Source organism: Methylobacterium mesophilicum (assembly GCF_036441335.1).
Taxonomy (GTDB): domain Bacteria; phylum Pseudomonadota; class Alphaproteobacteria; order Rhizobiales; family Beijerinckiaceae; genus Methylobacterium; species Methylobacterium mesophilicum_B.
Genome location: NZ_MLBW01000023.1, coordinates 60,764 through 84,535 on the forward strand (window position 1 = coordinate 60,764; position 23,772 = coordinate 84,535).

The window sequence follows — 23,772 nt, forward strand, 5'->3', positions numbered from 1 at the left end:
CGCCAGTGCCCCTGATCGGCAGGGCAGCGGATCGCCTGGGACGTGCGGGGCGCCGACCGCCCGGCTGTCCGGCCCGGGCACGTCCAGGATCGGGGGCTCCGCCAGCGGGACCGCGCCGGGTCACGTGGCCGGTCGCGGCCGCGGCGGACGGGTTCGCGGGCCGCGGGCGGAAGCGCACAACGAAAAAGGCCCGGCCGAAGCCGAGCCTTGAGGGTTCTGAAGCACGGGGACCGGCGCTGAGGCCGGAGCCCCGGCGCCGGTGGAGTGGCTTAGAAGTCGCGCTGGACGCGGAAGCGGAAGGTGGAGACGCTGTCCGACGTCGTGGTCCGCGGCACGAAGGTGCCGTTGTTGATGCCGGCGACGTTGGCGTAGGCCGTCGGGCTCTTGTCCTTGTCGATCACGCGGCCGTTCTTGACGCCGATCTGGGTGTAGAAGCCCTCGACGCCGATATCGAGGTCCTTGACCGGCGACCAGATGATGCTGCCGCCCGCCACGAACTGGTAGGTATCGCGCAGCGCCTCGCTGAGGTTGTAGAAGCGCGTGCCGGGCGTCCCGACGGCGTTGGCACCGAAGTTGATGATGCCGAACGGGTTTGCGACCGCGTAGGCGATGCCCTGAGCCGCACGGGCCGACTGCGAGAAGTTCATCTCGCCGTACGAGCCGAAGAAGGCCGAGCGCCACTCCGGCGTCCAGTAGTGCAGGTAGGACGCCGTCGCGCTGAAGCTCGTGGACTGCTGCAGCTGGCCGGTGAACGGGTTGACCGTCGCGTCGTTGAAGAACTGGTTGAACTTCTGGCCCTGGATCGTGGCCGCGTTCTGCGAGTAGGAGCCGCTGAACGAGGAGTAGCCGGTGTAGAGCTGCGCGCCGGAGCCGTAGGCGCCCTGCAGGTAGAGGGCGTCGCCCGGAGCGATGAACGGCGCGTTGATCTTCAGGCCGCCCTGCACCGCCCAGCCGTACGAGTTGCTGGTGTGCGGGATGCTGATGTTCGAGCCGGTGCCGGTGCCGGCGCCGTTGGCGACGTTGCCGACGTTCAGCTCGTGCACGGCCGCCGACAGCTGGGCCGAGCCCCAGGCCTGGTCGAGGCGCAGGGCGCCGACGACGTCGGGCATGCGCGAGCGCTGGATCACGTCGACGAAGCTGTACCGGGTCGGCTGGCCGTTCGTGTAGCCGATGAACACCTCGGCCGGAGAGTTGCCCTGGGCGAAGTTGACGAGGTTGGCGTTGACCGTGGCGCCGGCCGGGTTGTTCGAGGCCGAGAAGATCGGGCTGCGGCGGAAGACCGGGTCTTCGGCCGAGATCGTGGCGGACAGGCCGTTGCCGAGCGTGGCCGTGTAGGCGAGCAGGTTGGTGGACGCCAGGTCCGAACCGGCGGTGGCGCCGGCGAACTCGAAGTCGTGGGCGTAGAAGTCGAAGAACGACGAGGCGCGACCGGCGGTCATGCCGGCGAACTGGATGAACGCCTTGTCGACGTTCACGAACTGCTGGTCACGGCCGAAGCTGTCGATGCCGAGGCCGGGGAAGGCCTGACCGATGCGCTGCTGGGTGCCGGAGGTGCCGACGCCGGAATAGCCGGTGCGGGCGCCGGCATCGAGGCGGACGAAGGCGCGCAGCGTGCCGTAGGCGGTCTGGGTGCGGGCATCGAGGTTGATGCGCATCCGGCCCTGGTAGCCCGACGTGTCACCGCCGTTGCCGTTCTGGCGCGAGTAGCTGGTCATGTAGCCGCCCTCGAACCGGGCGCGGCCGGAGAGACGCAGGCAGGTGTCGGTGCCGGGAATGTAGAAGAAGCCGGCGCCGTACGCGCCGCAGACGCGGACGTACTCGATCGGGATCGCCTTCTTGACCGGCAGGTCGGCGGCGTGAGCTGCGCCTACCGCCGCGAACGCAGCAGCAGACCCGAGCAATGAGCTCTTCAAGAGCTTCATAGACATCTCCAAAGCTTCGAGACCCAATGATGCGGACGTGCCCGGTTATCCGGGTCTGGCCGCACGTTCTGTAGGTTTGGCCCGCGTCTTAAGTGGCAGGCTCCTGCGGGCTCTCGCTTGGCGATGCCCCCGTGCACGATCACCATGTGCGAACGGGTTTCCGCGAGCAACGAGGATTCGCGGCCGCCTTGGCAGTTCCAGGGCGATGTTGCGGCCTGGCAACATTCTCGGGGTGCTTTAGTCGGCAACGGTTCGCCGAATGTGCACGAATGCTGTCCTGAGCGGCTGACCTGCCGTTCCGGCGGGCATCGGGCCGCCCGAACCCGACCCGGGTCCGGGCGGCGCACGCCGTCTCAGGCGATTCGCCGGGGGAGCGGCCTCACATGGGCGGCCTCACATCGGCGGCCTCACATCGGCGGCGTCAGCCCGTCCTTCCCGACGGCGACGCGCCGGGCGGTGACGCGGCCATCATCCCCGCGCGCGGCGATCACGAAGACCTTGGCACCGGGGGCCACCGCCGAGGCGCTGGCGGGCTCGAAGCTGACGACCGGCGCCTGCGGCGGCACCAGGATCTGCAGCGACTGGCCCTGGCCGTAATCGACCGTGAGGGTGCGCTCGGCTCCGCCGCTGCTCGCCTTGACCGTCCCGTTGGTCATCGCGCTCTTGACGCGCGGCGCGTCCGGCGCGGTCGCGCGCACGTCCGCCTTCACGGTGCCGTTGGTCATGGCGCTCTTCACCGACGCACCGCCCGCCGTGCGGTCGGGGATCATGTCCCAGTCGTAGTGGCCCTCGCCGGTGCCGCGCATCGCCTCGGGGAACAGCACCACTTCCAGGGCCACCGGCGGCTCACCCTTCGTGGCGGTGCCGATGAAGACGCCGTCCTTGATCGCGTCGAGGCTCGACGGGACGACCCAGGAGACCTTCGCGTCGGGGGCGAGCGCCACGGTCTCCGACACGCCGTCGCGCGTCTTCAGCGTGAAGCCGCCGCCCGCCACCGCCTCGACGGTCCCGCGCAGGCGCTCGACCTTGGGAGCCGCCTGTGCACCGGTGGTGACGGCCAGCAGGCCCATCAGGGCGAGCGTCGTGAGTTTTGCCATGGGGGTTCTCTTCTTGCTGCCGGGAGTGTTGCGACCGGCGGGACGTTGGGCCGGATTCGACGACGTCAGCCCCCGCGGGGCTGTGACATCGCATCCGGGTTCGCCCCCGCGCCCGGCCGGGTTACGCGTCCCCGGCCTGTCCAAGGCTGTTCAGGAACGGTGCGGCCGCCACTGCCGCGGCCGCCTCCACGGCCCGGTACCGGCGCACCACGTCGGCGCCGAAGGCCGAGAGGCGCGCGCCCCCGCCCGCCCGGCCGCCGGTCTGCGCCTCGACCACGGGCCGGCCGAAGCCGGTGTTCATCGCCTCGACCAGCAGCCACGCGCGGCGGTACGACATGCCCAGCGCGCGGCCGGCGCCCGCGATGGACCCGTGCTCGGCGATCATCTCCAGGAGCCGCACCTTGCCGGGACCGAGGCGGTGCCCCGGCCCGAGATCGATGCGGATGCTGAGCCGGGGCACCCCGCCCGCGACCGGGGCGGGGCTCGGGTCGGCCGAGTCGCTCAGGCGGGCAGGACCAGCAGGGCGAGACCGGCCGCGGCCACGCCGGCGCCGAGGGCCGGGGCGGCCCGCGTCGCTCCGATCCGCGCCACGCCGGCGCCGAGGGCCGGGGCGGCCCGCGTCGCTCCGATCCGCGACGCCGCGACGCCGAGACCGATCCCCGCGGCGTGCAGGAGCGCGGTGGCCGCGAGGAAGCCGAGGCCGAAGGACAGGCCGGAGGCGGTCTCCGGCATCTCGGCGCCGTGGGCGTAGCCGTGGAACACCGCGAAGACGCCGACCAGGGCGGCCAGCACCGCGACCGGCGCGCGCAGGCCGACGATGGCGGCGAGGCCGAACACGACGATGGACAGCGCGATCCCCAACTCGACATGCGGCAGCGCGACGCCGGCCATGCCCAGCCCCGCCCCCGCGCTCATCAGCGCCAGGAACGACAGGGGCAGGGCCCAGAGCGCCCGTCCGCCGCGCAGGCTGGCGAGGAGGCCGACCGCGACCATCGCGAGCACGTGGTCGGCGCCCAGCAGCGGGTGGAGGAAGCCCGCCTCCGCGCCCGTCGCGGCGCCGTGGCCCGGATGCGCGAAGGCCGCCTGGGGCAGCAGGGCGAGCGCTGCCGGCAGGAGCGCCAGAGATGCGGCGGGTCGGGAGGAGAGCAGGCGCTTCATCGAGGATCCTTCGCTGGACCCGCAGAGATGTAGCGCCCTTCCGCAGCCGCTGCGAGGGGCCGGCGGCCGAAGTTCGCCACCCCGCGACGCGACGCGGCGCCGGAGCCTCAGAGCGACATCGCCTCGTGGACGGCCGACGGCGCGAACGGCTCCGAGAAGGCGGCGCCGATGCCGTGGGTGAAGTGGCGCATCACCGTGGCGGTCTTTCGGCCGACCTGAATGATCGCCCCGATCTCCGGTTGGTGGTCGATGAGCAGGGCGACGCCGGAGGCCGAGACGTTGAGGACGTGCCCCTGGATGGCCTCGCCCGAAGCCGTGGTGACCTGGACGATCTTCTGCCTCGGCACGATCCGCCGGTGAGCCCGGATCGGCTCGGGCTGCAGGTCCTGGGCCCGCGCCAGCGTCACGAACTGACGGGCGAGATCGGTGAGGGTCGCGCGCCCGCCGCGGACGCAGGCGACGAATTCCTGGCCCGCCACGCGGGCGATGCGGGCCTCGAGCGTCCCGATATGGCGGATGCTGCAGGTGAGGTTCTCGCCCGGCGCGAGGCGGGACGAGGAGCGGAACCGGATGCCCTCGGTCGAGACATCGGCGGTCACGGCGTAGAAGTCGCGGCGGCGCTGGTTCCAGCACAACGCGGGCAACATGACGATGTGCCGCCGGACCATCACATCCGTTTCATCATGAAGACCGCATCCGAGATCTTCTGCGGCCGAAATTTTTCCGGGCTGTTCAGGCAAAACGTAAAATTGAACTTATCCCGGCCTCTGTCGGGCGGCGGTCGCGGTCCCGGAGGGAACGGCGCGGGTCGCGATGCCGCTGCTCAAGGACCGCCGACGGGCGCCCACCGGCCGCGGCGACCGGATCGCCGCACGATTGAATACAAGATGCATCTTGACCGTATGGCATGGATGCTGCCTTGGGATTGTGCATGCCACGCGGCCGCGCAACACTGCCGGTCGCCCCTGGAACGGGCGCGGCCGATCCGCACCGCTCCTCCCGCCTCAATCCGGACCGGTCTCATGTTGCGTCTCGCCGCCTGTCTCCTCGCCGGGCTCACCGTCGCCGGGCCCGCCGCCGCACAGACCCTGCGCTACGGCATGATGGAGGATCCGGACGCCCTCGACCCGACGCTCGCCCGCACCTTCGCGAGCCGGATGGTGTTCGCGGCGCTCTGCGACAAGCTGGTCGATATCGGGCCGGACCTGAAGCCGGTGCCGCAGCTCGCGACTTCCTGGGAGCTGTCGCCCGACGAGAAGGCGCTGACCATGCACCTGCGCCCGGGCGTGCTGTTCCACGACGGCGAGAAGCTCGATGCCGCTGCGGCGAAGTTCTCGATCGAGCGCCACATGAAGATGCCGGGCTCGCAGCGCCGCTCCGAGATCGCGCCGATCGACTCCGTGGACGTGGTCGACGACCTGACCTTCCGCATCAACCTGAAGCAGCCGTTCGCGCCGCTGCTCGCGCAGTTCACCGACCGCGCCGGCATGATGGTCTCGCCCAAGGCCGCCGAGCGGCTGGGCGACAAGTTCGCCTCCGCGCCCGTCTGCGCCGGGCCGTACAAGTTCGTCGAGCGGGTGCCGCAGGACCGGATCGTGGTCGAGCGCTTTCCCGACTACTGGAACAAGGACGCGATCCACATCCAGCGGATCGAGTTCCGGCCGATCCCCGACGCCACGGTGCGGCTCACCAACCTGCGCGCCGGGCAGCTCGACCTGCTGGAGCGCCTCGCCCCCACCGACGTGCCGCAGGTGAAGCGCGACGCCAAGCTGAAGCTCGACTCGACCTATGAGCTCGGCTTCCAGGAGATCCTGTTCAACCCCAACAAGGCGGGCTCGCCGGTCTCCGACCCGAAGGTGCGCGAAGCCTTCGAGGCCGCCATCGACCGCAACGCCATCAATCAGGTCGTCTATAACGGCGAGTTCCTGGCCGGGAACCAATGGGTCAACCCGAAGAACCCGAACTACGTCGCCGAGTACCCGATCCCGAAGCGGGACGTCGCCAAGGCCAAGGCCCTGCTGGCGGAGGCCGGCAAGCCGCATCCGCAGATCACGCTGACCGTCTACGCCAACAGCGAGTCGCCGCAGGTCGGCCAGGTGATCCAGGCCATGACCAAGGAGGCGGGCTTCGACGTGAAGATCCAGGCCGTGGACTTCACCACGGCGCTCGATGCCGCCGACAAGGGCAATTACGAGGCGCAGCTCTATTCCTGGAGCGGCCGCTCGGACCCGGACGGCAACACATTCAGCTTCCTCTTCTGCAAGGCGGCGCTGAACTATCCCAAGTACTGCAGCCCCGAGGCCGACGCGGCCCTTCAGGCCGAGCGCGGCACCGTGGATCCGGCCAAGCGCAAGGCCGCCTGGAAGGCGCTGGCCGATCAGGTGCTGAAGGACCGGCCCGGCATCTACATCCTGCACCGCAAGCTGCTCTGGGCCTACAGCCAGAAGATCACCGGCTTCGTGCCCTATCCGGACGGGCTCGTGCGCTTCACCGGTCTGAAGCTCAACTGATGCTGCGCGCCTGATGCTTCGATTCCTGGCGCGACGCCTCGCCCTGGCGGTCCCGACCCTGATCCTCGCCTCGATGATCATCTTCGCCCTGCAGCAACTGCTGCCGGGCGACGTCGCCACGGCGCTGACCGGAGAGGAGCGCGATCCGCAGGTGATCGCCTTCATCCGCGAGAAGTATCATCTCGATGAGCCCCTGCCGGTCCGCTACGCCTACTGGGCCGGCGGCGTGTTGCGGGGCGATCTCGGCGAGTCGATCCGGCTGCAGAAGCCGGTCTCGGAGCTGATCGTCGAGAAGCTGCCGGTGACGCTCGAACTCGCCTGCCTCGCCATGCTGGTGGCGCTGGCCATCGGCGTGCCGATGGGGGTGCTCTCGGCGGTCAAGCGCGGCCAGGCCGCCGACACGGTCGCCAACGGGATCGCCCTGTGGGGCCTGTCGGTGCCGAATTTCTGGCTCGGGATCCTCTTGATCCTGCTGTTCTCGGTGGAACTGGGCTGGCTGCCGGCCTCGGGCTACGTCTCGCCCTTCGAGAGCCTCTCCGAAAACCTCGCCGCCATGGTGATGCCGGCCTTCGTGCTGGGCAACGCCATCGCGGCGGTGATGATGCGCCACACCCGCGCGGCAATGCTGGGCGTGCTCGGCTCCGACTACGTCCGCACGGCCCGCGCCAAGGGCGTCTCGCCCATGCGCGTCACCCTGCGGCACGCCCTGCCCAACGCCGCGATCCCGATCATCACGCTCGGGGCGCTGGAATTCGGGCAGCTCCTGTCGGGGGCGGTGCTCACCGAGCAGGTCTTCTCGGTGCCGGGCTTCGGCAAGCTGATGGTCGATGCCGTGTTCAACCGGGACTTCGCCACCGTGCAGGGCGTCGTGATCTGCACCGCCGCCACCTACATCGCCCTGAACCTCGCCGCCGACCTGCTCTCCGCGGCCGTGAACCCGAAGCTGAGGCGGGCATGAGCACCGGCACCCCCATCGCCGAGGCGGCCGGTCTCGGCGCCCCCGCCGGAGCCCCGGCTCTGATCCAGGAACCCGGTACGCTCGCGGCCTTCTGGCGGCGCCTGCGCGCACGCAAGAGCGCGGTGGCGGGGCTCGTCATCGTCGGCCTGCTGATCGTGATGGCGGCCTTCGCCCCCTGGATCGCCCCCTACGATCCGACCGCCACCGACTGGGCCAACGTCCGCGGCGCGCCGAGCCTCGCGCACCCGTTCGGCGGCGACGAAGTCGGGCGCGACGTGCTCTCGCGGATCATCTTCGGCGCCCGGGCCTCGCTGGGCGCCGGCCTCGTCTCGGTGGCGCTGGCGGTGTCCCTCGGCCTACCCCTGGGATTGCTCGCCGGCTACGCGGGCGGCTGGATCGACGGGGCGATCTCGCGCCTCACCGACGCGCTGCTGGCGATCCCGTTCCTGATCCTGGCGATCGCGCTCGCCGCCTTCCTGGGCCCGAGCCTCGTCAACGCGATGATCGCCATCGGCCTCTCGGCGACCTCGACCTTCATCCGCCTGACCCGGGCGCAGGTGCGCGCCGTGGCGGCCGAGGAGTTCGTGGAGGCGGCGCGTGCCATGGGCAACCCGCCCTGGCGGATCGCCCGGGTGCACATCCTGCCCAACATCGTGCCGGCGATCCTCGTCCAGGCGACGCTCACCATCGCGGCCGCCATCATCGCGGAGGCGAGCCTGTCGTTCCTCGGCCTCGGCCAGCAGCCGCCCGAGCCGTCCTGGGGCGCCATGCTCAACACCGCCAAGAACTTCATGGACCAAGCCCCCTGGATGGCGATCTGGCCCGGCCTGTCGATCTTCCTCGCGGTGCTCGCCTTCAACCTGTTCGGCGACGGCCTGCGGGACGCCCTCGACCCGAGGCAGCGCACATGACCAAGCCCCTCCTGGAAGTGCGCGACCTCGCGGTCGCCTTCGACACCGACGGCAGCGCGGTCCACGCGGTCAACGGCGTCTCCTACACCCTGCACGAGGGCGAGACGCTGGGCATCGTCGGCGAGTCCGGCTCCGGCAAGAGCGTGCACGTGCTCGCCATGCTCGGCCTGATCCCGCGCCCGCCCGGCCGCATTACCGGCGGTCAGGTGCTGTTCGAGGGGCGCGACCTCCTCGCCCTGAAGGAGCGGGAGCTGCGCAAGATCCGCGGCGGCGCCATCGGCTTCGTGTTCCAGGATCCGATGAGCTCGCTCAACCCCGGCATGACCGTGGCGGCGCAGATCATCGAGCCCCTGCGCATCCATCTCGGCCTCGACGCCCGGGCGGCCCGCGCCCGGGCCAGGGAGCTGCTCGACCTCGTCCGCATCCCGAACGCGGGCGCGCGCCTCGACCAGTACCCGCACGAGTTCTCCGGCGGCCAGCGCCAGCGCGTGATGATCGCCATCGGCCTCAGTTGCCGGCCGAAGCTGCTGATCGCCGACGAGGCGACCACCGCCCTCGATGTGACGGTCCAAGCCGAGATCGTCGCCCTGGTGCAGGAGCTGAAGCGCGAACTCGGCATGGCGATCATCTGGATCACCCACGATCTCGGGGTTGTGGCGGGGATCAGCGACACCGTGCAGGTGATGTATGCCGGCCGCATCCTGGAGCGCGGCCCGGTCGACGACATCTTCTCGGACCCGCGCAACGCCTACACGCTCGGGCTGCTTCGCTCCCTGCCGGACCTCTCCGGCGGCCGCGCCGGGCGGCGGCGCCTCCACCAGATCGAGGGGGCGCCCCCGGACATGCGCCATCTCCCGCCGGGCGACCCGTTCGCGCCGCGCAACGCCTTCGCGACGCCCCGCTGCCGGACCGAAATGCCGCCCTTGGCCCAGGCGCCTGGCGCCGCGCCGGGCCACCTCGTCGCCGCCTGGTACGACCTGCCGAAGCTTCTGGGCCAGGAGGCCGCGCGATGAGCGGGCCGGATTATCCGATCGTCTCGGTCCGCGACCTGTCCAAGCACTATCCCCTCCGCTCGTGGTGGGGCGGCAAGGCGTCGGTGTTCCGCGCCGTCGAGGGCGTGAGCTTCGACATCCGCCCCGGCGAGACCCTGGGCCTCGTGGGCGAGTCCGGTTCCGGCAAGTCGACCATCGGCCGGGCCGTGACCATGCTCAACCCGCCGACCTCGGGCACCATCGCCTTCGAGGGCACCGACCTCGCCAAGCTCTCGGCGGGCGCCATGCGCAAGATGCGGGCGCGGATCCAGACGGTGTTCCAGGATCCCTACGCGGCCCTCAACCCGCGGATGAGCGCCGGGGACTACGTCGCGGAGGCGTTCAAGCTGCACCGGCGCGACATGCGCGGCCCGGAGCGGCGGGAGGCGGTGGCGGCCCTGTTTCAGCGGGTCGGGCTCGATCCGCGCTTCATGGGCCGCTACCCGCACCAGTTCTCGGGCGGCCAGCGCCAGCGCATCTGCATCGCCCGGGCGATCGCCCTGAAGCCCAGCTTCATCGTCGCCGACGAGCCGATCGCGGCGCTCGACGTCTCGATCCAGGCCCAGGTGGTGAACCTGCTTCAGGATCTGCAGGACGAGATGGGCCTGTCCTACCTGTTCATCTCGCACGACCTGCGGATGGTGCGCTACCTCTGCCACCGGGTCGCGGTGCTCTGGCGCGGGCGGATCGTCGAGCTGGCCGAAGCCGACGCCCTCTACGAGGACCCGCGTCATCCCTACACCCGGCGCCTGCTCGCCGCCGTGCCGGTGCCGCACCCGGCCGAGGAGCGGGCGCGCCTTGCCGCGCGCGACCTCACCGGCCACGACCAGCCGCCCGACGGGCCGCTGACCGAAGTGGCGCCGGGGCACTGGGTGGCGCTGCCGAGAGCTGGCACCGCGTGAGATGGCGGCCCTCTCCTCCCCCTTACGGGGAGGGGAAATTCAGATGCGTTTGAAACGACAGGACACTCCGTGAGAGACTTCTCCGCCCCCGGCCGCTCCCCGGTCTACGCCGCCAACGCCGCCGTCGCGACCTCGCACCCGCTCTCGACGCTGGCCGCCATCGAGGTGCTGCGCTCCGGCGGCAACGCCGTCGATGCCGGCATCGCGGCGGTCGCCGTTCAGTGCGTGGTCGATCCGCTGATGACCGGCATCGGCGGCGACTGCTTCGCCCTCTACGCCCCCGCGGGCGCCACCAAGCCCATCGCCCTCGACGGTTCGGGCCGGGCGCCCGCCGCCGCCACGCCCGACTGGTACGCCGAGCACGGCGTCACCATCACACCGACCTCGCCGCACGCCGTGACGGTGCCCGGCGCGGTCGCGGCCTGGGACCTGCTGGTGCGCGAGCACGGCACCCGCTCGCTGGGCGAGCTGCTCCAGCCGGCGATCCGCTACGCGGAGGACGGGTTCGTCGTGCAGCAGCGGGTCGGTTGGGACTGGCTGCGCGGCGCCGAGCGCGTCGCCGCCGATCCTCACGCCGCCGAGACCTACCTGCCCGGCGGCCAGGTGCCGGCGATCGGAAGCGTCGTCCGCCTGCCGAAGCTGGCGGCGACGCTCCGGACGATCGCCGAGGCGGGCGCGCGCGCCTTCTATACGGGCCCCGTCGCCGAGGACATGGTGAGCCGGCTGAACGCCCTCGGCGGCCTGCACACCCTGGACGACTTCGCCGCCGCCCGGCCCGACGTGGTCGTGCCGGTCTCGACCCGGTACCGCGGCTACGACGTCTACGAGTGCCCGCCCGCCGGCCAGGGTCTGGCGGCGCTGATGATGCTCAACGTGCTGTCGCACTACGACGTCGGCGCCCTGTCGGAACTGGACCGGCTCCACCTCTTCGCCGAGGTCTGCAAGCAGGGCTACCATCACCGCGACGTCCTGTTCGGCGACGCGGCGCTGGCCAACGTGCCGGTCGAGCACCTGCTCTCCGACGCCTGGAAGGCCGCCGCCCACGGGGCGATCGACATGGGCCGCGCCCGCGCTCCGGAGATCTATCCCGAGATCGCCCGCGAGATGGCCGAGGGCCGCGCCCACAAGGACACGGTCTACCTCTGCGTGGTCGACCGGGACGGCAACGCGCTGTCGCTGATCAACTCGATCTTCCAGGGCTTCGGCTCGGGCATCCTGGCACCCGAGAGCGGCGTGCTGCTGCACAACCGCGGCCTGTCGTTCCGCACCGAGGGCGGCCACCCGAACAGCGTCGGTCCGGGCAAGCGGCCGATGCACACGATCATCCCCGGCATGCTGATGAAGGACGGGCAGGCCGTCGCGCCGTTCGGCGTCATGGGCGGCCACTATCAGGCCATGGGCCATGTCGAGCTGCTCTCCGGTCTGCTCGACCGGGGCCTCGACGTGCAGGAGGCCCTCGATGCCCCGCGCAGCTTCGCCTACGGCGGCAGCCTGGAGGTGGAAGGCGGGATCCCCGACGCGGTGATGGCGGGATTGACGGAGCGCGGACACCCGGCGATCCGTGCGCCGCTGCCGCTCGGCGGGGGGCAGGTCATCTGGATCGACCGGAAGGCCGGCACGCTGGCGGCGGGATCGGACCCGCGCAAGGATGGGGCGGCGCTGGGGTATTGATGCGTGTGTGAGGATGGGCGCCTCCGGCGCTCATCCTTCGATGCGGGCAACGGCGAGCCTTGTCCGAATATCGTCTTTGCGAGCGGAGCGAAGCAATCCCGGGTGGCGCCACGCTGAGCGATCGCGTGCTGCCCTGGGTCACTTCGCTCCGCTCGTGATGACGGCGTTGCGGATCGAGACCGCTGATCAGTCGATGTCCTCGACCGCCTCGCCGCCGCCATAGACCCGCTGGGCGAGCGAGGCCTCCATGAACGGGTCGATGTCGCCGTCGAGCACCTCGTCCGGATCGGTGGACTGGGTGCCGGTGCGCAGGTCCTTCACCAGCTGGTACGGCTGCAGCACGTAGGACCGGATCTGGTGGCCCCAGCCGATATCGGTCTTGGAGGCGGCCTCGGCGTTGGCCTTCTCCTCGCGCTTCTTCAGCTCCGCCTCGTAGAGCCGGGCGCGCAGCATGTTCCAGGCGGTCGCCCGGTTCTTGTGCTGCGAGCGTTCCTGCTGGCACGCCACCACGATCCCGGTGGGGTTGTGGGTGATGCGCACGGCCGAGTCGGTGGTGTTGACGTGCTGGCCGCCGGCGCCGGACGACCGGTAGGTGTCGATCCGGCAGTCGGATTCCTTGATCTCGATCTCGATCCGGTCGTCGATCACCGGGTAGACCCAGACGCTGGCGAAGCTGGTGTGGCGCCGGGCGCTGGAATCGTAGGGCGAGATCCGCACGAGCCGGTGCACGCCGGACTCGGTCTTGAGCCAGCCGTAGGCGTTGTGGCCCTTGATCAGGAGCGTGGCGCCCTTGATCCCGGCCTCCTCGCCGTCGGTCATCTCGACGACCTCGACCTTGTACTTCCGGCGCTCGGCCCAGCGGGCGTACATGCGCTGGAGCATGTTGGCCCAGTCCTGGCTCTCGGTGCCGCCGGCGCCGGCATGCACCTCGAGATAGGTGTCGAAGCCGTCGGCCTCGCCGGACAGCAGGGTCTCGACCTGCCGGCTCGCGGCCTCCTTCTCGACGGCCAGGATCGCCGCCTCGCCCTCGCGGATCGAGGATTCGTCACCCTCCATCTCGCCGAGCTCGATCAGCGTCGCGCCGTCCTCGAGGTCGCGCTCGAGCTTCCTGATCGCCGTGACGGCCTCGTCGAGCTGCTGGCGCTCGCGCATGACCTTCTGGGCGGCCTCGGCATCGTTCCAGAGGTCGGGGTCCTCGGAAGCCGCGTTCAGCTCCGCGAGGCGTTTATCGACTGTGTCCCAGTCAAAGATGCCTCCTCAGCAGCCCTATAGACTGCTTGGCGGCATCCGAGGCTTGCTCGATCTCGGCGCGCATCTGGTTTTTCGGGAAAGGGGTTCGGGAACGGGGTTCTGTACTCGGCCGGGGTGATACCCCCCGGGACCCGGCCTGTAAACGCCACCGGGCCGCCGCGCCCTCTCCCCGTGCGGCGCCCGACCGCAGGGATCCATGCGAGCCGGTCCGCGCCGGACGCGTTGTCGGGCACGACCGGCACGGAAGAAGGAGACCCGCGGATGGCGGATGACGATCACGCGGCGACGTGGAAGGAGTTCAACGAGGCCGTCAACATGACGCCGGCCGCGCTGAAGAAGCACCTCGACAGCGACGCCAGCAAGGAGGTCGGCCAGAAGAACGACGGCGGCGAATCGACCGGCCACGAGATGGGCCGGCGCATCCTGGCCATCAAGGACAAGAAGAAGGCGGACCTCACGGATGACGACTACGCCGCCATGGGCAAGGTCGTGGGCTACGTGCACCGCCATCTCAAGCAGGGCGGCGCGGCCCGGAAGGACCCGGACTCGCCCTGGCGGATGTCGCTGATGAACTGGGGCCACGATCCGCAGAAGGATTGAGGCCCGCAGGAAGCGAGGCGTCTCAGTAGCGCGGCGGCACGATGTAGGACGGGGCGATCACGTACTCCTTCGGCCGCTTGCGCGCGCCGAACCGCCCCTCGGTGATCTGGTCGTTGTAGTAGTCGAACCCGGTGTAGCCGAAGCCGCCGCCGTTCATCACCTCGGCCACCGGCACCGCGGGCTGGGCGAGATCGGGCCGGCCCGGCGGCACCACGACCTGGCAGCAGCCCTCGGTCTGCAGCACCGTCGGGCCGTTCGGGGCGGCGAACACGAAGGCGCGGGGCTGGTAGGGCGCCGGCGGGTAGGCGGCGTCGGAGGCCGAGGCGCCCTGCCCCGCCAGGAGGGCGAGCAATCCGGCGGCGATCAGGGTCTTGGTGCTCACGCGATGCTCCGTCAGGGGGCCGGACGAGCCGGCATCTGGCCTACAGTCTAGCTGATCGCGGGCGGCCTGTCCGGCGCATCCGAGCGACCGGTTACCGAAATCCCGGGCAGGATCAGCCCCGCGCGCGCAGCACGACCTGCGGGCTCGCCGGAACGGCGCGGCAATCCGTCATGAAGGCGTTCACCGGCAACGGCTTCGAGTCGCACGCGTACACGTCCGCCGGTCCCGGCGCGGGGATCGGATCCCGGGCGATGATCGGGTTCGGCGCGCAGGCCGAGGCCGCGGCGGCGAGCAGCAGGGCGGCGATCAGGTTCAGGCGGCGCATGCGACACTCGGGACGCGGGAAGACCCCCGCACCTGACCCTGGCCATCGCGCCCGGCCCTGACAAGCGCCGGAGCGGGGCGCCGACACCTTTGACGGCGCCTGTCGCCCCGCGGCAACAATTTGCGCGGGCCGGCCTAGCCGGTCCGGGCCATCGGAAGGACGTTGTGCAGCGTCTTGTCGGTGCCGTCGAAGAACCGGCGGATATTGCGCGCCGCCTGTCGGATGCGCTGCTCGTTCTCGACGAGGGCGATGCGGACGTACTCGTCGCCGAACTCGCCGAAGCCGATGCCGGGCGCGACCGCCACGTCGGACTTCTCCAGGAGCAGCTTGGAGAATTCGAGGCTGCCCAGCTCCCGGTAGCGCTCGGGGATCGGCACCCAGGCGAACATCGAGGAGGCGGGCGACGGGATGGTCCAGCCGGCCTTGCCGAAGGACTCGACCAGCGCGTCGCGGCGCTTCCGGTAGATGCTGCGCATCTCGTGGATGCAGTCGTCCGGCCCGTTGAGGGCGGCGGTCGCGGCGACCTGGATCGGCGTGAAGGCGCCGTAATCGAGGTAGGATTTCACCCGGGTGAGCGCCGCGAGCAGGCGCTCGTTGCCCACCGCGAAGCCCATCCGCCAGCCGGCCATCGAGTAGGTCTTCGACAGCGAGGTGAACTCCACCGTGCAGTCGATGGCGCCGGGCACCTGCAGCACGGAGGGCGGCGGGTTGTCGTCGAAGTAGACCTCCGCGTAGGCGAGATCCGAAAGCAGGATCAGCTCGTGCTGCTTCGCGAAGGCTACGAGGTCCCGGTAGAAGTCGAGGCTCGCCACGTAGGCGGTCGGGTTCGACGGGTAGCACACGACCAGCGCCACCGGCTTCGGGATCGAGTGGCGCATGGCCCGCTCCAGGGCGGGGAACATCGCCGGGGTCGGCTCGGCCGGCACGGAGCGGATGACGCCGCCGGCCATCAGGAAGCCGAAGGCGTGGATCGGGTAGCTCGGATTCGGGACCAGCACGACGTCGCCCGGCGCGGTGATCGCCTGGGCCATGTTGGCGAACCCTTCCTTCGACCCGAGGGTCGCCACGACCTGGGTGTCGGGGTTCAGGGTCACGCCGAAGCGCCGCTGGTAATAGCCTGCCTGGGCCTTGCGCAGACCGGCGATGCCCTTGGAGGCCGAGTAGCGATCCGTGCGCGGCCGCCCGGCCGTCTCGCACAGCTTGGCGATCACGTGCTTCGGGGCGTCCAGATCCGGGTTGCCCATGCCGAGATCGATGATGTCGGCGCCCTGCGCTCGGGCGGCGGCCTTGATCCGGTTGACCTGCTCGAAGACGTAGGGCGGCAGTCGCTTGATGCGGTGGAAGTCGGTCATGGGCGTGTCCATCGGCGCGTCCCGGGTCCGGCGTCTCTCGGCTGGGCCGGTCGGGCGAACCACGTGCTCTACCAGAGTTGCGGGCCGCCGCCGACCCTGAAAAAGGGCCGCTACTGCGACGCCGCCGGGGCCGGCTTGATGGTGGCGGCCGCGCCCCGCCCCGCGCTGGCGGCGGCCCGTCCCCGGGCCTCGTTGCGGCCGCGGGCGCCCTCCAGCTCCGCCTCCAGCGCCTTCTGACCCGTGACCGACTTGGCTCGGACCGGCCGCTTCGGCGCGTCGACGCCGACCGGCATGAAGTCGGGCTGCACCTTGCTGCGCGTGTCCGTGACGAAATCCGGGGCCGCGACGACCCGCGGCCCGTAGCCTGCATCCGAGGCCAGGGAGCGGACGACGTCGCCCGAGCAGGCGCCGAGCGCGCCGACCAGCACGCCCAGGCCGGCCGCGCGCGTCAGGCGGCGCAGCGGGCCGGCGCGGCGCGGGCGGACGGCGGGGTTCAAAATGGCACGATCCATCGTCACATGCGTATGAAAAGATCGGCCGGATGTTTCGACGACGTCCAGAGCCGGGCTGGCGAAAACTCTGGCTCGCTCCCTATTTTGTCGGAAACGAGGCCCGCGCCATCGGGTCAACAGATGAAGCACAGGGAGGCACGTTTGACGAGCCCGCAGGCGCCGGATCGGACCGCCCCACCGAAGTCGGTCTCGAACGGCGCGATGCCGGACGGCACGGTCGCCCCGATGCCGGATATCGAGGCGCTCTCCCGCAATGCCGGACAGTTCGTCGAGGCGATGGGACGCAACGTCGCCCGCCTCCTCGGACCCGAGGGCCAGGCGGGCGCGCCCGGCAGCGAGATGAACGAGGCGGTCAAGGTGCTCGGTCAGGTTGCCGAGGCCTGGCTCGCCGATCCGAACCGCAGCGCCGAGGCGCAGGCGCGCCTGTCGCAGGCCTTCCTGTCGCTCTGGGGCTCGACCTACCTGCGCCTGCAGGGCCAGCCTGCCGATCCGGTGGCGCTGCCCGAGCCCCGGGACGCGCGCTTCGCCCATGCCGAGTGGTCGACCAACCCGTATTTCGACTTCCTCAAGCAGGCCTACCTGCTGGCCACCCGCTGGGCCGAGAGCCTCGTGGACGAGGCCGAGGGGCTCGACGCGCACACGCGTCACAAGGCGCAGTTCTACCTGCGCCAGCTCACCAGCATGCTGTCGCCCTCGAACTTCCTGCCGACCAATCCGGAGTTGATCCGCCACACCCTGCAGGAGAACGGTGCCAACCTCGTCCGCGGCCTCAAGATGTACGAGGAGGATCTGGCGGCCGGCGGCGGGCAGCTGCGCGTGCGCCAGACCGACCCGAGCGGGTTCGAGGTCGGGCGCAACATGGCGGTCACCCCCGGCGAGGTGGTGTTCCGCAACGACCTGATCGAGCTGATCCAGTACGCGCCCAGCACCGAGACCGTGCTGCGCCGCCCGTTTCTGATGGTCCCGCCCTGGATCAACAAGTTCTACATCCTCGACCTCAATCCGCAGAAGAGCTTCCTGAAGTGGATGGTCGACCAGGGCCTGACGGTCTTCTGCATCTCCTGGGTCAATCCCGATTCCCGCCACGCCGACAAGGACTTCGAGTCCTACATGCGGGAAGGGATCGAGGCGGCCATCGACGCGATCGGCGTCGCCACCGGCGAGAGCGAGGTCACGGCGGCGGGCTACTGCGTCGGCGGTACGCTGCTCGCGGTGACGCTCGCCATGCAGGCCGCCACCGGCAACCGGCGGATCAAGAGCGCGACGCTGCTCACCACCCAGGTCGACTTCACCCACGCGGGCGACCTGAAGGTCTTCGCCGACGAGGAGCAGATCCGCCAGGTCGAGGCGCGCATGGCCGAGCAGGGCTACCTGGAGGGCGCCCGGATGGCGAACGCCTTCAACATGCTCCGGCCGAACGACCTGATCTGGCCCTACGTCGTGAACAACTACATCAAGGGCAAGGCACCCTCGGCCTTCGACCTGCTGTACTGGAACTCCGACGCCACCCGGATGCCGGCGGCCAACCACTCGTTCTACCTGCGCAACTGCTACCTCGACAACACGCTGGCGCAGGGACGGATGGTGCTCGGCAACGTCCGCCTCGACCTCAAGAAGGTTCAGGTGCCGATCTTCAATCTCGCCACCCGCGAGGACCACATCGCGCCGGCACTGTCGGTCTTCGAGGGCTCGAAGGTGTTCGGCGGGAAGGTCGACTTCGTGCTCGCGGGCTCGGGCCACATCGCGGGCGTGATCAACCCGCCGTCCAAGCCGAAATACGGCTACTGGACCGGCGGACCCGTGAAGGGGACGCTGGAGGAGTGGATCAGGGCCGCGGTCGAGACCAAGGGCTCGTGGTGGCCCTACTGGTTCCAGTGGATCGAGGCGCAGGCGCCGGAGCGGGTGTCCGCCCGGCAGCCGGGCGGCGAGGCGCTGCAGTCGCTGGGCCCGGCGCCCGGCACCTACGTGCGGATGCGCGCCTGAGGCGCGCATCCGCACGCGGATCGACTGGGTGACCGGCCGCGACGCCCACGGAGCCGCCCCGTCATCGCGAGCGGAACGATGCGACCCAGGCAGCGCGGCACCCGTCCGCGCGGCGCGACCCCGGGTCACCTCGCTGCGGTCGCCGAGGCGGCGGCAGCGAGGCGCGCGAGCAGAGCTGGCTGTCAGTACTTCCGCACGAGCGGCGCCGGAGCCGGGGCCGGCGGCGCGCCGAAGACGTAGCGGAAGCCGACCGAGACGATGTCGGCGCTGGAATCCACCACGCCCGCGAAGGCGATGTTGCTGATGTTGTAGTCGCGGCCGATGCCCGCGAGGATCCGCGACCGGTCCAGGAAGAAGTGCGAGTAGGCGAGGTTCAGCGTCAGCTGCTGGCTCCAGCGGTAGCTGGCGCCGACCGAGACGTTGTACCGGTCGCCGTCCGGCAGGCGCACCGAGCGATTCCGGAAGTCGATGGGCGAGGTCTCGTAGGCGACGCCGGTCCGCAGCGTCAGGTTCGGGGACGCGTCGTACTCGGCGCCGATCGCGTAGGTGAACCCGTCCTTGTAGTTGAGCGGCAGGTTGTTCACCGGCAGGCCGATCGTCTTCGACACGATGCCGATGGTGCCGAGCCTCGACCAGTTGTCCCACTCGAAGCCGAGATTCACCCGCGCCACCGGCGAGACCGCCTGGGTCAGGCCGACGCTGAGCTTGTCGGGGGTGTTGAGCTTGGCACGGACCTGACCGGCGAGCGGGGCCAGGGCGACGAGCGGCACGCCGATCGAGCCGTCGATGTCGTGGTGCACAGAGGAGCGGTAGCCGATGCCCAGCACGGTCCCGTCGCGGGGCGTCAGCGTGGCGCCGGCGGTGAAGCCCGCGCCCCAGGATTCGCCCTTGAGGAAGGAACTCGGATACGAGGTCGGCAGGATGCCGGGGATCGGCAGCGCCTGCCGCAGGGTCAGGCGGAAATACTCGATGTTCGGGCCCGCCGCGATCGAGAGCCACTCGTTGACCTTGAAGCCGATGACCGGGTTGATCGCCAGCGAGAAGATCCGCGACGAGCGTCCGTAGACCTCGCCCGCCCACACGTCGCGCGGCTTGGTCACGAGGCCGAACGGGGCTCCGGTGGAGAGGCCGAGCCAGAGGCGGTCGTTGAGCTGGTAGGAGGTGGCGCCCGCCGGCACGACCGCGCCCTGGCCGATATCGCCGGAGCCGCCCAGCCGCGCGAAGCCCGGATTGGTGCCGGCATCCGGACGGATCGTCGAGGACAGGCCGATGAAGGTGAAGTTCTGCTCCGCGACGAAGCCCGGGTTCATCGTGATCGTCGCGGGATTCCAGAACATCGACGAGACGCCGCCCGATCCCGACGCCGCGCCCGCGAAGGCCAGCCCCTGGGCCTCGGTGCTCTGCTCCCGGATCCCGAACGCCCCCGCCTGCACCTGCCCGGCGCCGAGGATCACCGCCGTCGCCGCCAGCATCGCAGCGCGAACCGTCCCGCCCATCTGTTCCCCCAAGCCTTCTCGTTCTGCTGGGCGCCGTCGATTATTCGAGACCCGTTATGCGGCGACCTTTCGTGCATGGTGCCGGCTTAAGGGGCAGAATCGCAATGACCCCGATCATTTTCGGCACCGAGCGGAATAGCAGTAGAGCAGCACCGGTAAATGGCGACTTCACGTGCGAAATCGCGGAATCAGCGGCGCTTTTCAGTCTTGATTCGAGCTGCCCTGCCGAGACGACGTTAGGAACAATAAATCCAGACGCGGTCGACCCAGCATTTTTCTGCCGTCCTGTGGCCCGGCTGCGACACCCGGCGGGCGGACCCGCAGCCGCGGCCGGCCTTGCACCCGGATCGAGGCCCGGCCATGGTCCCGGCGTCCGGCGCAGACCGGTACAGGGAAGGATGAGGAGTGCGACCATGAAGCTCTTCCGGCACGGCCCGAGCGGCGACGAGAAGCCCGGCCTCGTGGATGCCAGCGGGGGGCTGCGCGACCTGTCGGGCATCGTGCGCGACATCGCCGGGCCGGCCCTCGCGCCCGACTCCCTGGCGCGTCTGCGCGCCCTGGATCCCGAGACCCTGCCGAAGCTGTCGCCGGACGTGCGCCTCGGCCCCTGCGTCGGCGGCACCCGGAACGTCGTCGCCATCGGCCTGAACTTCGCCGACCACGCCGAAGAGACGGGCTCGCCGATCCCCGCGGAGCCGATCATCTTCAACAAGGCTCCGTCCAGCCTGTGCGGGCCGAACGACACGGTCATCATCCCGAAGGGATCGCACAGCACCGACTGGGAGGTGGAGCTCGCCGTGGTGATCGGTCGGCGGGCCAGCTACGTCCATGCCAATGAGGCGCTGAGCTACGTGGCGGGTGCCTGCATCTGCAACGACGTCTCCGAGCGCGAGTGGCAGATGAACCGCGGTCCGACCTGGACCAAAGGCAAGAGCGCCCCGACCTTCGGCCCCCTCGGGCCCTGGCTGGTGACCCTCGACGAGATTCCCGACCTGAAGAACCTCGCCATGAGCCTCGACGTGAACGGCGAGCGCCGTCAGACCGGCTCGACCGCCACGATGATCTTCGACGTTCCCCAGCTCGTCGCCTACGCGTCACACTTCATGCTTCTGGAGCCCGGCGACGTGATCACCACCGGCACGCCGCCGGGCGTCGGCCTCGGCATGAAGCCGCCGCGCTACCTCAAGGCCGGTGACGAGATGGTCCTGCGCATCGACCGGCTCGGCGAGCAGCGCCAGAAGGTCATCGCCTTCGACGACTGGACCGCCAAGGTCTCGGCCGGCGAGCCGACGCACTGACACGTCGCGCCGCCGCCCATGCGCCGGCGGCGGCGCGGTCTCCGCGACACCTCAGCGATACCGGTGATTGCCCGATACCGGGGCCGGACGGGGCGTCTATATACCTTCGATTGAATTCTGGACCGATTTTCATATTGCAAGTTAGATCGCGAATTTTGATCAATTAAGGCAGCGTTATATTATACCTGTAAAATGCCCGCACCGCCGATCGGGCCAGACATGACTGCGACAATTGATTTTCCGAGGAACGGCATCTCCGGACCGGGCCACGAGCCGCCGACGCTCAGATCGATCGAGATCCTGGCCGATGCCGTGAAGCAGGCGGCTCAGGAGAAGACCGGCCGGATCCGGCGGATCACGGCGCAGACCAAGATCCTCGCCCTCAACGCCCTCATCGAGGCCGCACGGGCCGGAGATCAGGGACGCGGCTTCGCGGTCGTCGCTCAGGAGGTGCGCGCCCTCGGCGAGTCCGTGGACGTCATCGCCGGCGAGCTTGAACTTCACTTGGCCGGCCGCATCGTCGAGCTGCAGCGCACCGTCGAGACGATGGCGGGCCGCGTCCAGGGGGAACGCCTGGTCGATCTCGCGCTCAACGCTGTCGAGCTGATCGATCGCAACCTCTACGAGCGGACCTGCGACGTGCGCTGGTGGGCGACCGACGCCGCCGTCGTCGCCTGCGCGGCCGATCCCGGCCCGGCCGCGGCGGCCTTCGCGGGCGAGCGCCTCGGCATCATCCTCTCGGCCTACACGGTCTATCTGGATCTCTGGATCTGCGGCCTGGACGGCCGGATCCTCGCGACCGGCCGCGGCGATCGCTACCCCGGCCTGCAGGGCCGGAGCGTCGCGGGGGAAGCGTGGTTCCGGGACGCGCTCGCCCTGCAGAGCGGGGACGCGTTCGTCTGCGCCGACGTGCGTCGGGAGGATGCGCTGGACGGCGCCCAGGTGGCCACCTACGCGGCCAGCGTGCGGTCGGACGGCCGGGCGAACGGAGCCCCGCTCGGTGTCCTGGCGATCCATTTCGACTGGGCGCCGCAGGCCCACGCCATCGTTTCGGGGATCCGCGTCGCGCCGGAGGATCGGGACCGCACCCGCGCGCTGCTGGTCGATGCCGGCGGCCGGGTGCTCGCCGCCTCGGATCAGGCCGGGCTCCTGACCGAGCGGGTGTCCTGCCGGATGGAGGACCGGACGAGCGGAGTCGTGCGGGATCCGCGGACGGGCACGGTCACGGCGTTCCATCGGACACCGGGCTACGAGACCTATCGCGGGCTGGGCTGGTACGGCATGATCGTCCAGACCGACCCATCGGCCGGGACTTCCACCGCGCGGCCCGCTTGATTTCTGGCCGCCGATCCGGCTCAAACACCGGATGAGCGCGACTTCCCTTCCCGGTTCCCAGCAGCCCGACCTCGGCGACATCCGCCACGACTGGAGCGTTGCGGAGATCCGCGCGATCCACGACCTGCCGCTGATGGATCTCGTCTTCCGGGCCGCGCAGGTGCATCGCCGCCACAACGACCCCGCCGACATCCAGCGGGCCTCGCTCCTGTCGATCAAGACCGGCGGCTGCCCGGAGGATTGCGCCTACTGTCCGCAATCGGCCCATCACAAGGGCGCGGGCGTCGCCCGCGAGCGGCTGATGCCGGTGGAGACGGTCCTGGCCGAGGCGGCCGCCGCGAAGGCCGCCGGCGCCCAGCGCTTCTGCATGGGCGCCGCGTGGCGCCAGCCGAAGGACGGCCCGGAATTCGACGCGGTGCTCGCCATGGTGCGGGGCGTGCGCGGCCTCGGCATGGAAGCCTGCGTGACGCTCGGGATGCTCACGCCCGCGCAGGCCGGGCGCCTCGCCGAGGCCGGGTTGACCTCCTACAACCACAACCTCGATACCGGCCCGGATTTCTACGAGGACATCATCTCCACCCGGACCTACGACGAGCGTCTGCAGACCCTCGCGAACGTCCGCGAGGCCGGGATCGGCGTGTGCTGCGGCGGCATCGTCGGGATGGGCGAAGGTGTCACCGACCGCGCCGCGATGCTCCAGGTTCTCTCCAACCACGCCCCCCATCCGGAGAGCGTGCCGATCAACGCCCTCGTGGCGGTGCCCGGCACCCCGCTGGAGGACCAGCCGCCGGTCGATCCGTTCGACCTCGTGCGCATGTGCGCCACCGCGCGGATCGTGATGCCGCGCTCCCGCGTGCGGCTCAGCGCCGGCCGCAAGAGCCTCACCCGCGAGGCCCAGGTGCTGTGCTTCCTCGCCGGCGCCAACTCGATCTTCTACGGCGAGCGGCTGCTCACCACCGCCAACAACGGGCAGGACGACGACGCGGCGCTGCTCGCCGATCTCGGCATCCGGGTCGGCGAGCCCGTCCGGGCGGCGGCCGAGTAGAGGCGGCGACGCCGGCCCGCGTCGCGCCGCTCC

The 23,772-nt window shown here is 70.4% G+C and carries 22 protein-coding genes; 11 read left to right on the top strand and 11 right to left on the bottom strand.

All coding sequences use genetic code 11. The annotated features are described in order from the left end of the window. Positions 1 to 269 precede the first annotated feature (269 nt). The 5 genes from MMR14E_RS15055 to MMR14E_RS15075 form a co-directional block, all read right to left on the bottom strand. On the bottom strand, positions 270 to 1,922 hold the full coding sequence (locus tag MMR14E_RS15055; RefSeq protein WP_331315381.1) for a porin: 1,653 nt from the start codon (positions 1,920 to 1,922) through the stop codon (positions 270 to 272). A gap of 407 nt (positions 1,923 to 2,329) precedes the next feature. Continuing rightward, positions 2,330 to 3,019, bottom strand: a complete 690-nt coding sequence (locus MMR14E_RS15060) for a metal ABC transporter permease (RefSeq protein ID WP_331315383.1) — start codon at positions 3,017 to 3,019, stop codon at positions 2,330 to 2,332. A gap of 121 nt (positions 3,020 to 3,140) precedes the next feature. After that, on the bottom strand, positions 3,141 to 3,479 hold the full coding sequence (locus MMR14E_RS15065; RefSeq protein ID WP_331315384.1) for a winged helix-turn-helix domain-containing protein: 339 nt from the start codon (positions 3,477 to 3,479) through the stop codon (positions 3,141 to 3,143). A gap of 41 nt (positions 3,480 to 3,520) precedes the next feature. Further along, positions 3,521 to 4,177 carry a HupE/UreJ family protein gene (locus MMR14E_RS15070; protein ID WP_331315387.1) on the bottom strand — a complete coding sequence of 219 codons (657 nt, stop codon included), beginning with the start codon at positions 4,175 to 4,177 and terminating at the stop codon, positions 3,521 to 3,523. 107 nt (positions 4,178 to 4,284) lie between these two features. Next, positions 4,285 to 4,824, bottom strand: coding sequence for a pilus assembly protein PilZ (locus tag MMR14E_RS15075; RefSeq protein ID WP_331315388.1), 540 nt, complete (start codon positions 4,822 to 4,824; stop codon positions 4,285 to 4,287). A gap of 375 nt (positions 4,825 to 5,199) precedes the next feature. Here MMR14E_RS15075 and MMR14E_RS15080 point away from each other — a divergent pair, with 375 nt between their 5' ends. The 6 genes from MMR14E_RS15080 to ggt all read left to right on the top strand — a co-directional run bounded on the left by MMR14E_RS15080 (position 5,200) and on the right by ggt (position 12,160). Beyond that, a complete protein-coding gene (locus tag MMR14E_RS15080; protein ID WP_331315390.1) occupies positions 5,200 to 6,687 on the top strand; it encodes an ABC transporter substrate-binding protein in 1,488 nt (495 codons plus the stop codon). Between the two features lie 13 nt (positions 6,688 to 6,700). Next, positions 6,701 to 7,645 (top strand): ABC transporter permease, encoded by a 945-nt coding sequence (locus tag MMR14E_RS15085; RefSeq protein ID WP_331315391.1) that lies wholly within the window; start codon positions 6,701 to 6,703, stop codon positions 7,643 to 7,645. Then, positions 7,642 to 8,556, top strand: coding sequence for an ABC transporter permease (locus MMR14E_RS15090; RefSeq protein WP_331315392.1), 915 nt, complete (start codon positions 7,642 to 7,644; stop codon positions 8,554 to 8,556). The genes MMR14E_RS15085 and MMR14E_RS15090 overlap by 4 nt, the downstream gene beginning before the upstream one ends. Next, complete coding sequence (locus MMR14E_RS15095) at positions 8,553 to 9,569, top strand: ABC transporter ATP-binding protein (RefSeq protein WP_331315393.1); 1,017 nt, start codon at positions 8,553 to 8,555, stop codon at positions 9,567 to 9,569. Before MMR14E_RS15090 ends, MMR14E_RS15095 begins: the two co-directional genes overlap by 4 nt. Beyond that, complete coding sequence (locus MMR14E_RS15100; protein ID WP_331315394.1) at positions 9,566 to 10,489, top strand: ABC transporter ATP-binding protein; 924 nt, start codon at positions 9,566 to 9,568, stop codon at positions 10,487 to 10,489. Before MMR14E_RS15095 ends, MMR14E_RS15100 begins: the two co-directional genes overlap by 4 nt. Positions 10,490 to 10,558: 69 nt before the next feature. Beyond that, positions 10,559 to 12,160: a gamma-glutamyltransferase gene (gene ggt, locus MMR14E_RS15105; protein ID WP_331315395.1), complete on the top strand. Its 1,602-nt coding sequence runs from the start codon at positions 10,559 to 10,561 to the stop codon at positions 12,158 to 12,160. Between the two features lie 186 nt (positions 12,161 to 12,346). On the opposite strand, the gene prfB is transcribed toward ggt, so the two are convergent. Continuing rightward, positions 12,347 to 13,475 (bottom strand): peptide chain release factor 2 gene (prfB, locus tag MMR14E_RS15110; RefSeq protein ID WP_331315397.1). Its coding sequence is split into 2 segments (ribosomal slippage): positions 12,347 to 13,405 and positions 13,407 to 13,475, totalling 1,128 coding nucleotides; the frame shifts between segments, so codons are not numbered across the junction. Positions 13,476 to 13,672: 197 nt separating this feature from the next. Here prfB and MMR14E_RS15115 point away from each other — a divergent pair. Further along, the gene (locus MMR14E_RS15115) at positions 13,673 to 14,011 is read left to right on the top strand and encodes a DUF3140 domain-containing protein (RefSeq protein ID WP_331315399.1); all 339 of its coding nucleotides are present in this window, start codon (positions 13,673 to 13,675) and stop codon (positions 14,009 to 14,011) included. Positions 14,012 to 14,033: 22 nt separating this feature from the next. Here the strand turns inward: MMR14E_RS15115 and MMR14E_RS15120 are convergent, their stop codons facing one another. The 4 genes from MMR14E_RS15120 to MMR14E_RS15135 form a co-directional block, all read right to left on the bottom strand. After that, entirely contained in the window at positions 14,034 to 14,393 is a 360-nt protein-coding gene (locus tag MMR14E_RS15120; RefSeq protein WP_331315400.1) for a hypothetical protein, read from the bottom strand. Between the two features lie 112 nt (positions 14,394 to 14,505). Further along, the gene (locus tag MMR14E_RS15125) at positions 14,506 to 14,718 is read right to left on the bottom strand and encodes a hypothetical protein (RefSeq protein WP_331315402.1); all 213 of its coding nucleotides are present in this window, start codon (positions 14,716 to 14,718) and stop codon (positions 14,506 to 14,508) included. A gap of 134 nt (positions 14,719 to 14,852) precedes the next feature. Then, entirely contained in the window at positions 14,853 to 16,070 is a 1,218-nt protein-coding gene (locus MMR14E_RS15130; RefSeq protein WP_331315555.1) for an LL-diaminopimelate aminotransferase, read from the bottom strand. 110 nt (positions 16,071 to 16,180) lie between these two features. After that, positions 16,181 to 16,567 carry a hypothetical protein gene (locus MMR14E_RS15135; RefSeq protein WP_331315403.1) on the bottom strand — a complete coding sequence of 129 codons (387 nt, stop codon included), beginning with the start codon at positions 16,565 to 16,567 and terminating at the stop codon, positions 16,181 to 16,183. Between the two features lie 216 nt (positions 16,568 to 16,783). Here MMR14E_RS15135 and MMR14E_RS15140 point away from each other — a divergent pair, with 216 nt between their 5' ends. Continuing rightward, complete coding sequence (locus MMR14E_RS15140) at positions 16,784 to 18,565, top strand: PHA/PHB synthase family protein (RefSeq protein ID WP_419539353.1); 1,782 nt, start codon at positions 16,784 to 16,786, stop codon at positions 18,563 to 18,565. Between the two features lie 182 nt (positions 18,566 to 18,747). On the opposite strand, the gene MMR14E_RS15145 is transcribed toward MMR14E_RS15140, so the two are convergent. Then, positions 18,748 to 20,061 (bottom strand): OmpP1/FadL family transporter, encoded by a 1,314-nt coding sequence (locus MMR14E_RS15145; RefSeq protein ID WP_331315404.1) that lies wholly within the window; start codon positions 20,059 to 20,061, stop codon positions 18,748 to 18,750. A 413-nt stretch (positions 20,062 to 20,474) separates the two neighbouring features. On the opposite strand from MMR14E_RS15145, the gene MMR14E_RS15150 reads away from it, so the two are divergent. From MMR14E_RS15150 to bioB, 3 genes are all read left to right on the top strand, one after another. Further along, positions 20,475 to 21,359: a fumarylacetoacetate hydrolase family protein gene (locus tag MMR14E_RS15150; protein ID WP_091979324.1), complete on the top strand. Its 885-nt coding sequence runs from the start codon at positions 20,475 to 20,477 to the stop codon at positions 21,357 to 21,359. 192 nt (positions 21,360 to 21,551) lie between these two features. Further along, positions 21,552 to 22,694 carry a methyl-accepting chemotaxis protein gene (locus MMR14E_RS15155; RefSeq protein ID WP_419539346.1) on the top strand — a complete coding sequence of 381 codons (1,143 nt, stop codon included), beginning with the start codon at positions 21,552 to 21,554 and terminating at the stop codon, positions 22,692 to 22,694. A gap of 31 nt (positions 22,695 to 22,725) precedes the next feature. Beyond that, the gene (gene bioB, locus MMR14E_RS15160; RefSeq protein ID WP_331315409.1) at positions 22,726 to 23,739 is read left to right on the top strand and encodes a biotin synthase BioB; all 1,014 of its coding nucleotides are present in this window, start codon (positions 22,726 to 22,728) and stop codon (positions 23,737 to 23,739) included. Positions 23,740 to 23,772 lie beyond the last annotated feature (33 nt).

Excerpts from the sequence above, each read along its gene's own strand:
- MMR14E_RS15055 (WP_331315381.1), bottom strand. The coding sequence starts at position 1,922 with ATGAAGCTCTTGAAGAGCTCATTGCTCGGGTCTGCTGCTGCGTTCGCG.
- MMR14E_RS15060 (WP_331315383.1), bottom strand. The coding sequence starts at position 3,019 with ATGGCAAAACTCACGACGCTCGCCCTGATGGGCCTGCTGGCCGTCACC.
- MMR14E_RS15070 (WP_331315387.1), bottom strand. The coding sequence starts at position 4,177 with ATGAAGCGCCTGCTCTCCTCCCGACCCGCCGCATCTCTGGCGCTCCTG.
- MMR14E_RS15075 (WP_331315388.1), bottom strand. The coding sequence starts at position 4,824 with ATGTTGCCCGCGTTGTGCTGGAACCAGCGCCGCCGCGACTTCTACGCC.
- MMR14E_RS15080 (WP_331315390.1), top strand. The coding sequence starts at position 5,200 with ATGTTGCGTCTCGCCGCCTGTCTCCTCGCCGGGCTCACCGTCGCCGGG.
- MMR14E_RS15085 (WP_331315391.1), top strand. The coding sequence starts at position 6,701 with ATGCTTCGATTCCTGGCGCGACGCCTCGCCCTGGCGGTCCCGACCCTG.
- MMR14E_RS15090 (WP_331315392.1), top strand. The coding sequence starts at position 7,642 with ATGAGCACCGGCACCCCCATCGCCGAGGCGGCCGGTCTCGGCGCCCCC.
- MMR14E_RS15095 (WP_331315393.1), top strand. The coding sequence starts at position 8,553 with ATGACCAAGCCCCTCCTGGAAGTGCGCGACCTCGCGGTCGCCTTCGAC.
- MMR14E_RS15100 (WP_331315394.1), top strand. The coding sequence starts at position 9,566 with ATGAGCGGGCCGGATTATCCGATCGTCTCGGTCCGCGACCTGTCCAAG.
- MMR14E_RS15115 (WP_331315399.1), top strand. The coding sequence starts at position 13,673 with ATGGCGGATGACGATCACGCGGCGACGTGGAAGGAGTTCAACGAGGCC.
- MMR14E_RS15125 (WP_331315402.1), bottom strand. The coding sequence starts at position 14,718 with ATGCGCCGCCTGAACCTGATCGCCGCCCTGCTGCTCGCCGCCGCGGCC.
- MMR14E_RS15130 (WP_331315555.1), bottom strand. The coding sequence starts at position 16,070 with ATGACCGACTTCCACCGCATCAAGCGACTGCCGCCCTACGTCTTCGAG.
- MMR14E_RS15140 (WP_419539353.1), top strand. The coding sequence starts at position 16,784 with ATGCCGGACGGCACGGTCGCCCCGATGCCGGATATCGAGGCGCTCTCC.
- MMR14E_RS15145 (WP_331315404.1), bottom strand. The coding sequence starts at position 20,061 with ATGGGCGGGACGGTTCGCGCTGCGATGCTGGCGGCGACGGCGGTGATC.
- MMR14E_RS15150 (WP_091979324.1), top strand. The coding sequence starts at position 20,475 with ATGAAGCTCTTCCGGCACGGCCCGAGCGGCGACGAGAAGCCCGGCCTC.
- MMR14E_RS15155 (WP_419539346.1), top strand. The coding sequence starts at position 21,552 with ATGCCCGCACCGCCGATCGGGCCAGACATGACTGCGACAATTGATTTT.
- bioB (WP_331315409.1), top strand. The coding sequence starts at position 22,726 with ATGAGCGCGACTTCCCTTCCCGGTTCCCAGCAGCCCGACCTCGGCGAC.